Source organism: Microbacterium sediminicola (assembly GCF_039531125.1).
In the GTDB taxonomy this organism is placed as follows: domain Bacteria; phylum Actinomycetota; class Actinomycetes; order Actinomycetales; family Microbacteriaceae; genus Microbacterium; species Microbacterium sediminicola.
Genome location: NZ_BAAAPL010000002.1, coordinates 581,553 through 596,793 on the forward strand (window position 1 = coordinate 581,553; position 15,241 = coordinate 596,793).

The following is a 15,241-nucleotide window of genomic DNA, read 5'->3' on the forward strand; positions in this document are numbered from 1 at the left end:
AATGACGCAACCTGTCGTCGAGACCGGTGCCCAGGGCGAGACCCTGGGCACCGGCCTTCAGATCACCGGCCTGAACAAAGTCTTCACGAGCGGCCGCAAGTCGGTCGTCGCGCTGCAGGACGCCAATCTGCACACGGACCAGGGCACGTTCCTCTCGCTCCTGGGCCCGTCAGGTTGCGGCAAGTCCACCATCCTGCGCATTCTTGCGGGTCTCGAAGAGCCCACGAGCGGTACCACCCGCGTCGATGGGAAGAGCCCGAAGGAGTTGCGCAAGGAGAACAAGCTCGGCATCGCCTTCCAGGACTCGGCCCTGTTGCCGTGGCGAAGTGTGCTGTCGAACATCCGGCTCCCCTTCGAAATCGCGGGCAAGTCCGTCGACAAGGCCTATGTCGACGAGATGATTGCTCTCGTCGGCCTCAAGGGCTTCGAGAAGGCCAAGCCCGCACAGCTGTCGGGCGGTATGCGCCAGCGCGTGTCCATCGCCCGCTCCCTCATCATGCGCCCCGAGGTGCTGCTCTTCGACGAGCCCTTCGGTGCCCTCGATGACATGACCCGCCAGAAGCTCAACCTCGAGTTGCTGCGTATCTGGACCGAGAAGCCCGCAACGACCCTCCTCGTCACGCACGGCATCTCCGAGGCGATCTTCCTCTCGGATCAGGTCGCGGTCATGAGCCCGCGCCCGGGACGGGTGAAGGAGGTCATGACCATCGACCTCCCCCGCCCGCGCATGCCCGAGATGATGCGTACCCCCGAGTTCCACGAGTACGTCGACCAGGCGTCCGAACTGCTGTTCGGCGAGGGGGGCGCGGCGGCCGATGACCACTGACGCGTCGGGCAAGTCCCGCACCATCCAGTGGGAGGACGTGCGTCTGCCGCCGTGGCTCATCGGCACGATGGGTGGCATCGCGCTCGTCGCCTTCTGGTGGATCGTCGCCGAAGTGTGGGTGAGCCCCACCGGTGCGCACCCGATCCCCAGCCCCCCCGAGGTCATCGGCGCGTACATCAGCTCCGGATGGGATTTCTTCGCCCGGAACTTCCTGGTCACCCTGGAAGAAGCCGGCATCGGCTACCTCTGGGGCAACGGTCTGGCGCTGCTGATGGCGGGCATCGTCCTCATCGTCCCGCGCGCCGAAGGCGTCGCCATGCAGTTGGCGATCCTCACATACTGCGTCCCGATCGTTGCGATCGGCATGCTCGCCGTCGTTCTGATCCCGCCGCCGGCCGTGGGGGATCCCAGCGGCACCGCCATCCTGCTCGCGGCGCTCTCGGTGTTCTTCACGACCGTGGTGGGGGCGCTCCTCGGCCTGAAGTCCGCGGACAAGACCAGCCTCGACCTCATCACGGTCTATGGCGGGTCCAAGTTCACACAGCTGGTCAAGGTCCGCGTCATCGCGGCTCTCCCCGCCATCCTCAATGCTCTGCAGATCGCCGTGCCCGCCGCCTTCCTCGGTGCCGTTCTGGGTGAGTTCTTCGGAAAGATCGAGGTGGGTGTGGGGCTTGCGATGATCCTCGCGCAACAGGCATCCGATGCCCCGCTGGTGTGGGCGCTCGCCCTCGCTTCGGGAGCCGTGTCACTCGCCGGGTTCGGCATCGTCGGGCTCCTGGCCCGCGCCGCCGCCCCCTGGTCGAAGGGAAGCGCCAAATGACGACGCTCAACACCGCCGTGCCCTCGGGATCGACTCCCGGAGCCTCGGCGCAGATGCAGGCCACCATTCGCAAGCAGGCCGCGACGGGCGCGCTCAAGGCGCTTCTCTGGGGCCTGTTCACCTTCGCGATGACGATCATCTCGGTGCTCGTCTTGTGGGTCGGTGTCCTCTGGGTCTTCCAGATCTCCCCTCTCATCGCGAAGGGCCCCGTGGATGTCTGGAACTATCTGTTCACGGTTCCGTCCGCCGCGACCAACCGCGAGACCATCTGGAACAACCTGTTGGTCACCCTGGGCGACGCCGTCATCGGATTCGTCGCCGGACTCGTGGTCGCGATCCTCGGGGCGGTCGTCTTCCAGCTGAACAAGGGTGTCGAGCACGCGCTCATGCCCGTGGCCATGCTGTTGCGCTCAGTGCCGCTGATCGCGATGGCCCCGGTCATCATCCTGATCTTCGGCCGTGACTTCTGGACCGTCGCCGTCATCGGTGGCATCGTCGTGCTCTTCCCGGCACTGGTCAACATCTCGTTCGGTCTTCGCTCGGCCTCGCCGCAGATGAACGACCTGGTCGAGGTGTACGGCGGCGGGTCATGGAAGAAGCTGCTCACGGTTGCGGTGCCGATCTCGCTCCCGGCCTTCTTCGCGGCGGTACGCATCTCGGTGCCCGGTGCCATCACCGGTGCCCTGCTCGCCGAGTGGCTTGCGGTCGGCGGCGGCATCGGCGGCTCGATCGCCGGCTACGTCCCGCAGGCGCAGTTCGCCGCGCTGTGGACCTCGGTCGTCGCGGTCACCGCGGTCTCCCTCATCCTCTACAACGTCATCCAGATCGTGGAAGACGTGGTGCTGGCCCGGATGGGCATGCACCCCCAGAAGGGCATCTGATCCGCATGAGCACCACCGATCTCGCCTCGTTCGCGTATGGCCTACCCAAGGCCGAGCTCCACCTCCACCTCGAGGGCACCCTCGAGCCGGAGCTGAAGTTCGCCCTGGCGGCGCGCAACGGCATTGATCTGGCGGAGAAGACCGTGGAGGACGTCAAGGCGACGTATAACTTCACCGACCTGACGAGCTTCCTGGCCGTGTACTACCCCGCGATGCAGGTGCTCCAGACCGCGGACGATTTCCACGATCTTGCGTGGGCCTACCTTCAGAAGGCGCACTCGCAGGGGGTTGTCCACGTCGAGATGTTCTTCGATCCGCAGGCGCACACCAGTCGCGGCGTTCCCTTTGCGAACGTGATCGGCGGCTACCGTCGCGCGGCGGTGCGTGCCCAGGACGAGCTCGGGATCTCGGCGGAGCTCATCCTCTGCTTCTTGCGCGACTTTTCGGCCGAGTACGCGATGGCGACACTGATGGAGGCGCTGCCCTACAAGGCGTGGATCGTCGGGGTCGGTCTGGACTCGGATGAGCGGGGAAACCCGCCGGAGAAGTTCGCGGCAGTGTTCGCACGGGCGCGGTCGGAGGGCTTCTTCCTGACGATGCACTGCGATATCGATCAGGTGGGTTCGATCGACAACATCCGCACCGTCCTCACCGAGATCGATGTCGACCGCATCGACCACGGCACGAACATCGTCGAGGACCCTGAGCTCGTCGCCCTCGCGATCGAGAAGGGGATGGGGTTCACCTGCTGCCCCGTCTCGAACTCCTTCGTGACGGAGCAGATGAAGTCCGAGGAGATCGTCGGGCTGTTGCGCCAGGGTGCGCGCGTCACCCTCAACTCGGATGACCCCGCCTACTTCGGGGGCTACGTCGCTGACAACTACGTCGCGCTCGCCGAGCAGGCGGGACTCGCGCGCGATGAGCTGGTTCAGCTCGCGATCAACTCCTTTGAGGCATCCTGGCTGACGCCGTCGCGACGGGCGGCGTACATCCAGAGCGTGCGCGACTATGCGGCCGCCGCGGCGGTCACCGCCTGAGGCGGACCTCGTGGCGAACGACACGATCGCCGTTTCCGAGACCGATGCCGCGAGCATCCGCCTCGGAGCCTGCATACGACGGCTGCGCAAGGCGAACGGGCTGACGCTCGTTCAGGTGGCGGAGTTGACGGGGCTGTCCCATCCATTCCTCAGTCAGCTCGAGCGCGGCCTCGCGCAGCCGAGTCTCGGGTCCCTGCGCCGCATTGCCGTCGCGCTGCAGACCAGCCCACTGGAGCTGGTGGCCGCAGCCGAAGAACCCGGTGAGGAACTTCCCGCGGTAGAGATCCGCCGACGCGGCGATGCCGTGCCGACGGTCGCAGACGGCTTCGCCACCGGTACGGCGCGGATGCTGGCTGCCAGCTCCCGGCCACTGCATCCGGTCGAGATCGTCGCGGCGACCGTCGCTCCCGGGCCCTCGTTCCTCCATCCAGAGGATGAGTTCGTGTACGTGGTGGAAGGCCGCCTTTCCCTGGAACTCGAGGGCGAGGTGCGCACCCTTGAGACGGGTGACTGCGCCTATTACGCGGGCGGCGTGAATCACCGGTGGTGGTCGGCGGATGGGGAGCCGTACCGACTCGTCGTGGTCAAGCAGGGCCTGCGGCGTTAGGCGACGAGAGAGCCGCCGGTGGCCAGTTGCTCACGCAGGGTGAGAAGTGCGACGGGGTTGTCGGTGCAGATGACGTCGACACCCGCGTCAATGAGCTGCGTTGCACGAGTGAGGTCGTTGATCGTCCACGTCCAGACGCGAAGCCCGGCGGCGTGCACGCGCGCGATAGCGGCGGCATCCAGGCGCACGGCCGAGACCGAGATACCCTCCGCATCAATCGTGGATGCGAACTCCAGCGCGTCATCCAGGTTGAGCTTGAGCGCTGAGACCAAGGAGTACTCACGGTCGATCACCTCGGCGGGGCACCCGGCGTCGAGGGCCAGCGCCCGCATGTCGTCGACGGTCGCGACGCCGAGACTCAGCGGATAGATCCGGGCGCGCGCGTCCAGCCTCCGCAGCTCCTCCAACGACCCCCACTCCGCCGAGGAACAGAACCACTGCACGTTCGGATGGCGGCGGACCACCTCGAGCACGGGGCCGGCGGAATCGGGGTCCTTGAGCTCGATGTTGATCTCGGCCCGGTCGCCGATCAGCGTGAGCAACAGGTCCAGAGTCGGAACGCCCTCACCCGCGCCCGCATCCAACGCCCGGAGCTCGGCTGCGGTGAATTCGCCCACCGCACCCGTGCCGTTCGTGGTGCGATCAACGGTGTCGTCGTGCAGGAGCACGGGGATGCCGTCGCGGCTCAGCCCGATGTCGGTCTCCACACCGTCGGTGCCCGCCGCGAGCGCGGCACGGAAGGCGGACAGCGTGTTTTCGGGGTGGGAGATCGATGCCCCGCGATGAGCGGAGATTCCGATGCAGCCCGAGGGGTGAGCGGAAACAGGTGAAAGCGGTCCGAGCGTCACCGGGACTCCTCTGGGCGCGCATACGCGCGCCGTAAAACGACGTGTAGCGAGGGTCCCGGATTTTGGCGAAGGATGACGAACGTGACGATGACGAACGGGTGAACGCTGCGATATCAGATTGCCACGCACCTCGCGTGAGAGGTGCGTGCGTGAGGGCTGCGGCGCTGTTGCGGAGTCAGTGGGTGAGATAGTGCAGGACGGCGCGCACGCGGCGGTGGTCGTCGGCGTCCACCGGCAGATCGAGTTTGTCGTAGATGTTCGAGGTGTGCTGCACCACGGCGCGTTCGGAGGTGCCGAGGTGCGCAGCGATCCAGGCGTTGCTGCGTCCCTCCGCCATGAGGCCCAGCACCTCGCGCTGGCGAGGTGTCAGCTGCTCGACTCCGCCGCCGAGGCGTTGCGCGCGCGTGAGCAGGATCTCCACGATCTCGGGGTCCAGCGCGGTGCCTCCGCGCGCAACGCGGCGGAGGTCTTGGGTGAAGGTCGAGATGTCGGAGATGCGCTGTTTGAGCAGGTATCCGACGTGTCCGTCGCCGGGTGCGAGGAGCTCTTCCGCATAGCGGCGCTGAATGTGCTGGGAGAGGACGACGATTCCGAGTTTCGGATGCCGCCGCCGGATGCGCAGGGCGGCGACCAGACCCTCGTCGCTGTAGGTCGGGGGCATGCGGATGTCGGTGACCACCAGGTCAGGCCGGTCCCGCTCGACCATCACATCGAGTTCGTCGGCCGTGGTGGCGGTGCCGACCACATCCAGTCCCTCGCCCTGCAGCACAAGCGACAGCCCCTGACGCAGGAGCGCCTCGTCTTCGCAGATCACAACACGCATGGCAGCTCCGCGCGAACGATCGTGCCGGTCGGTACGCGCTCTTCGATGACCAGTTCGCCGCCGAGCGCGTCGACCCTGTCGGCGAGGCCTATCAGCCCCCGCCCCTCGCGGTCTGCCCCGCCGATCCCGCTGTCCGTGACGGTGACCGTCATGGTGTCGCCGGCGCGCACGATCTCGATGTCGACCGAGCGGGTCGCGGCGTGCTTCAGGGCATTGGCGAGTGCTTCGGCCACCACGAAGTACGCCGTGTTCACGACCGGAGGGGGAAGCGGCGCGGCGCCGACCGCGATGCGGGAGGTCGTGGACAGCGGCACTCTGTCGACCAGGTCTTCGATGGCGACATCCAGACCGTCGGTGAGGGGCAACGGCAGCACGTCATGGACGAGTCGTCGCAGGTCTGCGGCGGCCGCATCGATTCTGACCCGAAGGTCCGTTGCCGCTGAGCGGATGCGGGCGCTCGTGTCCGGTGCTGTCGCCATCTGCTGCGCTTCGACGGCGAGGAGGACGAGCTGTGCTTGCAGGCCGTCATGAAGGTCACGGGCGATCCGTGCGCGCTCGCGGTCGGCGGCATCCACCAGACGCGCCCGGGACGCGGCGACCTCGCGTTGGCTGGCGAGGAGCTCCGCCGACAGCCGCGTGCGATCCAGAGCGATGGCGAGGATCTGCCCCGCCTGGGTGAGGTGCTGCGGGTCGGTCGTCAGCCGAGGGTCATACTCGATCACCGTGCCGTCATCGCCGGAGATGATGACCGGAACGCGGGCGCGGGAGACTCCGTCGGCATCCTCGCTCACGGCGGAGCCCTGCTCGGTGACGAAGTTCCCGCCCGGTCTCCGGAACAGGACACGGATGGTGGGATCTCCGAGGGTGCGCGCCAGCGCGGCGCTGAGCGGGGAGGTGTCGACGGTCTCGGTGAGAAGTACCTCGCTCAGTTCGGTGAGTTCTCCGGTGCGCGCAAATCCGCCGCGCGATACCCCCCAGACGAACGCGATGGGAACACCCGCGAGGATGACGAGTTGGATCACAGCCAACTGGACGGTGGCATCTGGGGCGAAAAGGGCGAAGAGCGCGCCACTGAACGCGACGGCCAGCGCAGCGAACACGCCGTACAGGTACAGCGGGACCAAGATGCGTCGGAAGGCGCGATCGGCGGCGCGGACACGATGGACCAGAGCGGCGGCGGTGGCGAGCATGACCGCGATCCCGGCGAGCCGCTGGACACTTTCTGCGACCGCGAACGCCAATCCCGTGGTGGCGAAGGTGTAGAGCGGGATCTGCAGGCCCAACGTGATCACGTACGCCGCACCGACGATGACGCGAGAGGTGCGATCGGGGAGCGCTCCGGAAGGGAAAGCGAGGAGCATGTGGATGATCACCGCATAGATCGCCGTGCCGACGACCATCCCGACGAGGGCGAAGCCGGGGAGGGGGACGTTGACGAGATTGTTGGCGAACAGCGCAAGCGAACACGAGATCAGCAGCACACCGATGGCACTGTTCGGACGCCGCCACCACGCCATCAGCCCAGCGATCAGATACACCCAGATGACCGCCATGAACAGGAGCTCGACCGCGGCCGATGCCCCCGGAAAGACGGGGAGGATCAGCGCGAGGGCGAGAGCGCTCATCACGCCGGCGAGCACCGTGATGACGATGAGTGCCGCGCGCAGCGTGCGCGGACGGACGGGGGCGATCGCGTGCGGAGGTCGCTCGACAGAGCCTGATCCGGATGCACGCGCCATGTATCCACTATGGCGTGGCAGAGCCTCCGGCTGTGTGACTCAGTCCTCGCCGCGAGCGTTGTAGACGAGGTTCTCGGCGGCGCCATACGCGCGGTAGACCGCGAGGGCTTCCTCGCGGGCGACGCCGATCGTGACGTCGATGCCGCGCTCGCGGAACTGCTCGTCCCAGTCCTCGACCACCGGGCCCTCGTCGAACCCGGTGAGCTCCTCGAGCTCGGGCCCGTGGCCGGCCACGACGAGGGAGCGCACGCCGCTCCACATGGTCGCGCCGTAGCACTGCACGCAGGGGCGCCAGTTGACGATGAGCGACAGTCGCGCGCCGCCCTCGCCGAGGTTCCATCGTCCGAGCTTCTGCTGCGCGAGCGCGAGGGCCATCACCTCCGCGTGCCCCGAGGTGATGCCGGTCGAGAGGACCACGTTGACGCCGACCGAGACGAGCTCCCCGGTCCCCTCGTCCACGACGATCGCGGCGAACGGGCCGCCGTTGCCCTCGCGCCAGTTGCGGTCGGCGAGCTGGTTGACCAGCGCCATGCGTTCCTCGTTGGTCGCGAGGGTCGTCGGCAGCGCGTCGGCTTCGGCGACGAGCCAGGCGGGCAGGGTCATCGTGTAGGTGGTGGCGATGTCGGTCATGAGGGTCTCCGTCGGTTGAGTGGGGTGGAGCTCAGGCGGTGCGAATGAGGTCTGCGGCGCGCTCGGCGATGGCCACGGTGGGAGCCTGCGTGTTGGCGGTCGGGATGATCGGCATCACCGAGGCATCCGCGACCCACAGGCCGGCGAGGCCTCGGACGCGAAGTCCCGGATCGACCACCGCATCCTCGTCGGTCCCGATGCGGGCAGTGCCGGCGCAGTGGAAGAACGATCCGATGTTCTCGCGCACGAACCGGATGCGCTCGGCCCTGTCGGTCATCGACACGGGTGGCGTGATCGGACCCTCGGCGAGATCGGCGTACGCGGATGTCGCGACGAGGTCGTGCACGGCATCCAAAGCCTCGACCATGGCGGCGAGGTCTGTCGGATCCGCGAGGTAGTTCGGGTGGAAATCGGCGGGCACATCAGGGTCTGCCGAGCGTGAGCGCACCCAGCCGACGCTGCGTGAGCCGTAGAGGCCGGGAACGAGAGCGAAGACCCGATTCCCTGAGAGGTCGTACTTCCCGTGAAGTGCGTCATCGCCGCGGGAGCCGTGGGCGATGACCGTGTGCAGGTCGGGGCCGGCCGACGCGTAGGAGCTCCGCCAGTTGATCATGGCGCCGCCGCCATTGCCCAGCACCTCGCCCAGGTCGGCGCGGGCGCGGAAGTTCACGCCCAGGATCAGCGCATGGTCCTGGAAGTTCTCGCCGACGCCCGGCAGAGAGTGGCGCGCCTGGATACCGGCCTCGTGCAGGCGTGCGGGATCGCCGATGCCCGAGCGCTGCAGGATGCCCGGAGTGTCCAGTGCTCCGGCGGTGAGCACGGTGCGGGCGGCGCGGGTCTCGATCACCTCGCCTGCCACGCGGTGCCGGATGCCGCGCACTGTCGTGCCCTCGAGGATGACCTCGTGCACGGGGCTGTCGACGAGGATGTCGAGGTTCGGTCGGCCGAGGGCGGGTTCCAGGTAGGCGCGGGCCGTGCTCCAGCGCTCGAACGAGCCGTCTTCGCCCTCGACGGCGTTGTAGTCGGCGTAGGTCGCACCCTCGTTGGAGGCGGCGTTCGCATCGTCAATGACCGGGATGCCACGCTCGGCGGCGGCATCCATCAGCGCGTGCGCGATCGGGTGGACACGTGTCAGTGGGGCAACGCGCACCGGGCCGTCCAGCCCTCGGTAGGTCGGGTCGCCGCCGGGCCGGGACTCGGAACGGCGGAAGTAGGGGAGGAGGTCGTCGTAGCCCCAGCCGATGGCACCCGCGGCAGCCCAGGCGTCGTAGTCGGCGCGGGCGCCGCGGTACCAGAGCATCGCGTTGGTGCTGGAGCTGCCGCCGAGGACGCGGCCGCGGGGCATCGCGATCGATCGGCCGAGCACATGCTCGGTGGGGGTGGAGGCGTAGCCGTAGTCGTAGGGGCCGCCGATCATGGCATCCCAGTGCGCTGCCTCGAGGATCTCGCGCACACCCTCGTGGGAGGGGCCCGCCTCGATGAGCAGGACCTCTGCCTCGGGGTCCTCGGACAGGCGTGCGGCCAGGACGCACCCGGCGGCGCCGCCGCCGACGACCAGGTAGTCGTAGGCGGCGGCGCTCTCTGAGAATGCAGGAGCGGAGACGACGGGCATCAGTTGTGCTCGCTGGGGCCCATGATCGTGATGCCCTCGGTGGCTTCGACGTGGCGCACGAAGATGTACTTGTCCTCGCGGCCGTCGGAGTGCTTGCGCTTGATGCCGGGCTCGAGGATACCGTCGGTCTTGGCGACGACGATGTAGGGCTCCTCGGCTGCCAGGCCCGCCTCGCAGTGCGCGTCGAACTCCTCGAGCGTGTGGGCGGTGAACGCTTTCTCGACGCCCGCGCCGCGGGCGATCATGGCGAGATCGACACGGCCGCCCTTGGTGTGGGTGCGGGGGCCGCCGATCGACTGGTACTGCTCGTTGTCCCAGACCACGACGAAGAGGTTCTTCGGCTGCTCGTTGGCGAGGGTGGCGAGGATGCCGAGGTTGAACAGCAGGCCGCCGTCGGTGTCCAGCGACACGATCTGGCGGTGCGGAAGGCCGACCGACAGACCGAAGGCTTCGGGGGTGACGCAGCCCAGCTGCTGCTGGAACAGGCTCGCCTCGCGCATGTGCGGGGCGGCGTTGTACCACTCGTCGACGGCGCCGCCGAGGGAGAGGATGACCAGCGCATCGTCCAGGCGCGCGCCGAGCAGCTTCATGGCTTCGAAACGGGAGTAGCTCATCGGACCAGGTCCCCTCCGAGGACGATCGCGGCGTGGTAGTACGACGCGTAGGCGGTTTCGTAGGCGCGGACGACGGCGGTCTCGATCTCATCGACCGAGCGCACGATCGTGTACGGGGTGCGCAGGGCGTTCAGCAGCGGCTCCATCGTGATGCCGTGGGGGATCGCCCACCAGTTGTTCTCGCCCATTTCGCCGCGGTAGCTCATGATCATCACGACGGGGATGCCGGCGCCCAGACCCATGCGGGCGAGGTGCTCCGTCGCGGCGCGGAGCCCGGAGTTCTCCATCACCAGCACCGCGCGCTGACCCGAGAGGAACACACCGCCGGCGATCGCCGCGCCCTCGCCCTCGTTCGTGACGGGGATCGTGCGGATGTCGGGGTCGGCATCCAGCGCCGGGTAGAGCTCTTTCAAGAGCGAGTCGGGCAGGTACGTGGCGACAGAGACCCCGGCCTTCTTCAGCCCGCGGATCACCGCCTCGACGGCTTCTGCTTTCATTCGGATTCTCCGTTCGGTGCGGCACTGGCGGTCAGGCTGTGCGCGCGGTGGGTGGGGGCCAGACGTGCCGATCCGCCGAAGCGTTCGCGCAGCGTGGGGCCGGCGGGGGTGTTCAGACGGCCACGCTCGGCGAGAACGGGGACGACCAGGTCGATGAAGGCCTTGTGAGAGAAAGGACCGCCGAAGGTGGGCTCGAGCATGATGCCGTCCAGTCCCGACCCGTCGATGATGGCCTCGATCTCATCGGCGACCTGCTCGGGAGTCCCCGTGATCTGGAAGCCGCGGATCGCCTTGGTGCGGAACTGGTCGAGCACCGCGCGCACGCGCACATCGGGGTCCTTCTTCGCGTAGCGGTCCACGAGCGTCTGCCCGAGGTCGGTCTTGATGTCCACGAGCCGGGTGTCGGGATCGAAGCCGGTGAGGTCGATGCCGGTGATGCCGGCGAACATGACGGCCGCGTCATCCAGCCCGAGGAGCGCCTCGTACTCGGCGCGCAGCGACCGGGCCTCTTCTTCGGTCGGCGCGACGGTGATGGTCATCCCGGTGACGACCTTCACATCGGATGCGAGGCGCCCGTTCTTCTCGGCCTGTGCGCGAATGTCGGACACGTGCGCTGCGGCGGAGGCGATGGTCTGCCCCTGGATGAACACGGCCTCGGCGTTGCGGGCGGCATACGCGCGGCCACGGTCGCTGGTGCCGGCCTGGAACAGCACGGGCGTGCGCTGTGGGGTCGGCGGCACCGCGAAGATGCCATGGGCGCGCTGGTAGGTGCCGTCGACCTCAACGCGGTGGAGCTTCGCGGGGTCGGCGTAGACACCGCGGGCGCGATCGCGGACCTCGGCGTCGTCCTCCCAACTGTGCTCCCAGAAGCGCAGGCAGGTGTCGAGGAAGTCATCGGCCGCGTCGTACCGCTGATCGTGGGTGAGCGTCTCGGTCACGCCGAACAGCTCGTCGGTGGTGGCCTGCGAGCTCCCGGTGACGACGTTCCAGCCGATGCGGCCCTGCGTGAAGCGGTCGAGCGAGGCGAAGCGGCGCGCGGTGGCATAGGGGCGCTCGACGGTCGTCGGCGAGGTCACGACGAAACAGAGCTTCTCGGTCTCGCGCGCGAGTGCCGGGATGGCGAGCATCGGGTCGAGCGCGGGGAATTGGATGCCGTGGGCGGCGACCTCTTCGGGCATGCGTCCCTGCAAAGTCGCGTAGCCGTAGGTGTCGGCGAAGAACAGGAAGTCGAAGTCCGCGGCATCCAGCATCTTGGCCAGATCCACCCAGTACTCGATGTCGTCCCAGTCGTCGCCCCGGCCGCGGGGATCGGTCCAGGTGGGCATCCCGTTGGAGGGGTTCATCATCTCGAACGCGCCCAGGATGATGGGCTTCTTCTCGCTCATCAGATCACCATCGCGACGGTCTTGGTCTCGAGGTAGTTCTCCAGACCCTGCGCACCGTTCTCGTAGGCCCAGCCGGATTCCTTGTGGCCGCCCTTGGGCAGCTCCGGGCCGAGGAAGGAGTGGCAGTTCACCCACACGGTGCCAGCCTCCAGCTGCGCGGCGATGCGGTGGCCGTTGCTCAGGCCCTCGGTCCAGACGCTCGCGGCCAGGCCGTAGCGGGAATCATTGGCCCATCCCACCACCTCGTCGAGGTCGTCGAAGGGGGTGACCACGGCGACGGGACCGAAGATCTCCTCCTTCATGAGGGGCATGGATGCCGTGACATCGGTCAGCACGGTCGGGGTGTAGAAGTTGCCCTCGCGGGTGCCGCCGGAGACCACCGTGGCGCCGTCGGAGCGGCCGGCGTCGATGAGGGACGCGACCCGCGAGGCCTGTGCCTCGCTCACGAGCGGCCCGAGGTCGCTCTCGGGGTCGAGGCCGTGGCCGAGGCGGAGCTTCTCGCCGGCGGCGGCCATGCCCTCGATGACCTGCTGGTAGACATCCCGGTGCGCGTAGATGCGCGCACTCGCGACGCAGACCTGGCCGCCGTTGTCGAAGATGCCGCTGGAGACACCGGCGATCGCGGCATCCAGATCAGCGTCGGGCATGATCAGTGACGGCGACTTGCCGCCCAGTTCGAGGGTCAGGCGCTTGAGGTCGCCGGCGGCCGAGGCGACGAGCTTCTTGCCGACTGCGGTCGAGCCGGTGAAGGCGATCTTCGCGACCTGCGGGTGATCGACGAGCGCCTGCCCCGCTTCGAAGCCGTAGCCGGTGACGATGTTGACGACGCCCTCGGGAAGGCCCGCCTCCTGCAGGAGCTTGCCGAGGTAGATCGCGGTGAGCGGGGTGTTCTCGGCGGGCTTGAGCACGATGGTGCACCCGGCGGCGAGGGCCGGGGCGAGCTTCATCGCGGTCATGATCAGCGGCGAGTTCCATGGCACGATCGCAGCGACCACACCGACCGGCTCGCGGCGTGTGTAGGCGAAGACCTCTTTGCCGACCGGGGTGCGGCTGAGCGATGTCGGGATCGTCTCGCCGAGGATCTTGGTCGGCCAGCCCGCGTAGTAGCGGAACTGGTTGATGGCGGCGGGCACTTCGCCGAAGAACGAGGTGCGCAGATTCTTTCCCTGATCCAGGGTCTCAAGTTCGGCGAGGTCGGCGACGTGCTCCTGCATGACATCGGCGATGCGCCACAGCAGCGCTCCGCGGGCGGCGGGGGTCATACCCTTCCACGCCGGGGAGTGCAGGGCGGCGCGGGCGGCGCGCACGGCGCGGTCGACATCCGCGTCCTTCGCCTGCGCGACCTGGGCGAGCTCGTCACCGGTGGCGGGGTCGAAGGTCGTGAAGGTCGACCCGTCGGCGGAGGGCACCCACTCACCTCCGATCAGGAGTGTCGTTGGGGCCTCGTCGAGGAAGGCCTGGACGCGGGGGCGCAGGGCGCCGCGGGTGGCGGTGATCATGAGTGTCCTTCTGAGGAGGAGTGGAAGAGTCCGGCGACCTCGTCTTGGGTCTCGAGCCAGGCGGCCCGGCGGGCGAACAGGCCGGGCACGAGCGCACGCACGCGGTCGATGAGCTCCGACAGGTCGGCGTTCACGAGAGCGCCGCCTCGGACGACGATCTGTCCGTCGACCATCGTCATGTCGACGTCCGAGCCGCGCACGGCGTGGACGAGGTTGTGGTGCAGGTTCGCGTGCGACCCCTCGGGCAGATACGGGGTCATCCGCGGGGTGTCGGTGCGGACGGCGATGAGGTCGGCCTTGAATCCGGTGGCCACAGCCCCGAGCGCAGTGCCCTGGCCGATCGCCGCGGCTCCGCCGCGGGTCGCCATCTGCAGGACCTGCCAGGAGTCCATGGCGGCGGCATCCATTTTGCGGAGCTTGCCGAGGAGCGACGCGACCTTCATCTCCTCGAACATGTCGAGGTTGTTGTTCTCCTTCTCGCCGTCGGTGCCCAGGCCCACGTTGACGCCGGCTGCGAGCATCTCGGCGACCGGAGCCATGCCGCTGGCGAGCTTCATGTTCGAGATCGGATTGTGGGAGATACCGACGCCGCGCTGCGCGACGAGCTCGACTTCGGACTGATCGAGCCACACGGCGTGGGCGATCATCGCGCGAGGAGTGTCGAAGAAGCCGATCTTGTCGAGGGCGAACATGGGACGCATGCCGTAGCGGGCATCGAAGTCGGCGAGCTCGATCTCGGACTCGCTGCAATGGGTGTAGATGCCGGTGTCGAAGTGGCGTGCCATGTCCATCGCGCGCTTCTGGCCGGCGTCGTCGGCGTAGAAGAGGTGCTCCAGGCCGACCCACGGCATGATCCTGCCGTTGTCGGCTCCGGTCCACTCCCGCAGCAGCCGCTCGTTGTCGTCGAGCGTGTCGAAGTAGTCGAAGTCGGGGTGCTCGCCCACATAGTTGACGGTCACCAGGCGGTTGCCGAGGGCGGATGCCGCGCGGGCGGCGCCATCCATGTAGCGCCACATGTCGACGACCGTCGTCGTCCCCGACAGCAGGCCTTCGGCATAGCAGAGCCACGCGGCGGCTTCTGCCTCGTCGGGCCGCAGAACGCGGTGCATCGGGTCGATGTGCAGCCGCAGCCACTCCCAGACGGGAAGGTGCTCGGCAGTGCCGCGCAGCATCCCGGAGTGGTGGTGGGCGTTCACCAGTCCCGGCATGAGGATGCGGTCTGTCAGGTCGACGCGCTCGGCATCCGGATGCTGTGCCTCGAGCTCTTCGCGCGCACCGACGGCGGTGATCGTGTCGCCGGTGACGAGGACGGCGGCGTCGGTGAGCACCCGCAGGTCGTCATCCATCGTGACGATCGCGTCGGGGAGCAGGAGGGTGGGGTTCGGCATGGGGTCCTTCGGAATGATAGTTGTCATCTATCGCT

General features: G+C 68.0%; 15 protein-coding genes. 5 read left to right on the forward strand and 10 right to left on the reverse strand.

The window, feature by feature from the left end; all coding sequences use genetic code 11:
• Nucleotide 1 precedes the first annotated feature (1 nt).
• From ABD206_RS11380 to ABD206_RS11400, 5 genes are read left to right on the forward strand one after another with little or no spacing between them, the layout of a single operon-like run.
• Nucleotides 2-826, forward strand: coding sequence for an ABC transporter ATP-binding protein (locus ABD206_RS11380; RefSeq protein WP_344072616.1), 825 nt, complete (start codon nucleotides 2-4; stop codon nucleotides 824-826).
• A complete protein-coding gene (locus tag ABD206_RS11385; RefSeq protein ID WP_344072618.1) occupies nucleotides 816-1,646 on the forward strand; it encodes an ABC transporter permease in 831 nt (276 codons plus the stop codon). Before ABD206_RS11380 ends, ABD206_RS11385 begins: the two co-directional genes overlap by 11 nt.
• Nucleotides 1,643-2,527: an ABC transporter permease gene (locus tag ABD206_RS11390; RefSeq protein ID WP_344072620.1), complete on the forward strand. Its 885-nt coding sequence runs from the start codon at nucleotides 1,643-1,645 to the stop codon at nucleotides 2,525-2,527. Before ABD206_RS11385 ends, ABD206_RS11390 begins: the two co-directional genes overlap by 4 nt.
• 5 nt (nucleotides 2,528-2,532) lie before the next feature.
• The gene (add, locus tag ABD206_RS11395; protein ID WP_344072622.1) at nucleotides 2,533-3,564 is read left to right on the forward strand and encodes an adenosine deaminase; all 1,032 of its coding nucleotides are present in this window, start codon (nucleotides 2,533-2,535) and stop codon (nucleotides 3,562-3,564) included.
• A gap of 10 nt (nucleotides 3,565-3,574) precedes the next feature.
• Nucleotides 3,575-4,171 carry a helix-turn-helix domain-containing protein gene (locus ABD206_RS11400; RefSeq protein ID WP_344072624.1) on the forward strand — a complete coding sequence of 199 codons (597 nt, stop codon included), beginning with the start codon at nucleotides 3,575-3,577 and terminating at the stop codon, nucleotides 4,169-4,171.
• On the opposite strand, the gene ABD206_RS11405 is transcribed toward ABD206_RS11400, so the two are convergent.
• The 10 genes from ABD206_RS11405 to ABD206_RS11450 form a co-directional block, all read right to left on the reverse strand.
• The gene (locus ABD206_RS11405; protein WP_344072626.1) at nucleotides 4,168-5,019 is read right to left on the reverse strand and encodes a glycerophosphodiester phosphodiesterase; all 852 of its coding nucleotides are present in this window, start codon (nucleotides 5,017-5,019) and stop codon (nucleotides 4,168-4,170) included. The two genes, ABD206_RS11400 and ABD206_RS11405, sit on opposite strands and share 4 nt — an antisense overlap.
• A 175-nt stretch (nucleotides 5,020-5,194) precedes the next feature.
• Nucleotides 5,195-5,842: a response regulator transcription factor gene (locus ABD206_RS11410; RefSeq protein WP_344072628.1), complete on the reverse strand. Its 648-nt coding sequence runs from the start codon at nucleotides 5,840-5,842 to the stop codon at nucleotides 5,195-5,197.
• Nucleotides 5,830-7,581: a sensor histidine kinase gene (locus ABD206_RS11415; protein WP_344072630.1), complete on the reverse strand. Its 1,752-nt coding sequence runs from the start codon at nucleotides 7,579-7,581 to the stop codon at nucleotides 5,830-5,832. Before ABD206_RS11415 ends, ABD206_RS11410 begins: the two co-directional genes overlap by 13 nt.
• Before the next feature lie 39 nt (nucleotides 7,582-7,620).
• Nucleotides 7,621-8,211 carry a nucleoside deaminase gene (locus ABD206_RS11420; protein ID WP_344072632.1) on the reverse strand — a complete coding sequence of 197 codons (591 nt, stop codon included), beginning with the start codon at nucleotides 8,209-8,211 and terminating at the stop codon, nucleotides 7,621-7,623.
• A gap of 31 nt (nucleotides 8,212-8,242) precedes the next feature.
• Nucleotides 8,243-9,823 (reverse strand): GMC family oxidoreductase, encoded by a 1,581-nt coding sequence (locus ABD206_RS11425; RefSeq protein WP_344072634.1) that lies wholly within the window; start codon nucleotides 9,821-9,823, stop codon nucleotides 8,243-8,245.
• Entirely contained in the window at nucleotides 9,823-10,437 is a 615-nt protein-coding gene (locus tag ABD206_RS11430) for a thiamine pyrophosphate-dependent enzyme (protein WP_344072636.1), read from the reverse strand. Before ABD206_RS11430 ends, ABD206_RS11425 begins: the two co-directional genes overlap by 1 nt.
• A complete protein-coding gene (locus ABD206_RS11435) occupies nucleotides 10,434-10,934 on the reverse strand; it encodes a thiamine pyrophosphate-binding protein (RefSeq protein WP_344072638.1) in 501 nt (166 codons plus the stop codon). Before ABD206_RS11435 ends, ABD206_RS11430 begins: the two co-directional genes overlap by 4 nt.
• A complete protein-coding gene (locus ABD206_RS11440; RefSeq protein WP_344072640.1) occupies nucleotides 10,931-12,319 on the reverse strand; it encodes an NtaA/DmoA family FMN-dependent monooxygenase in 1,389 nt (462 codons plus the stop codon). Before ABD206_RS11440 ends, ABD206_RS11435 begins: the two co-directional genes overlap by 4 nt.
• The gene (locus ABD206_RS11445; RefSeq protein ID WP_344072642.1) at nucleotides 12,319-13,818 is read right to left on the reverse strand and encodes an aldehyde dehydrogenase family protein; all 1,500 of its coding nucleotides are present in this window, start codon (nucleotides 13,816-13,818) and stop codon (nucleotides 12,319-12,321) included. Before ABD206_RS11445 ends, ABD206_RS11440 begins: the two co-directional genes overlap by 1 nt.
• A complete protein-coding gene (locus ABD206_RS11450; RefSeq protein WP_344072644.1) occupies nucleotides 13,815-15,233 on the reverse strand; it encodes an amidohydrolase in 1,419 nt (472 codons plus the stop codon). Before ABD206_RS11450 ends, ABD206_RS11445 begins: the two co-directional genes overlap by 4 nt.
• Nucleotides 15,234-15,241: the final 8 nt, after the last annotated feature.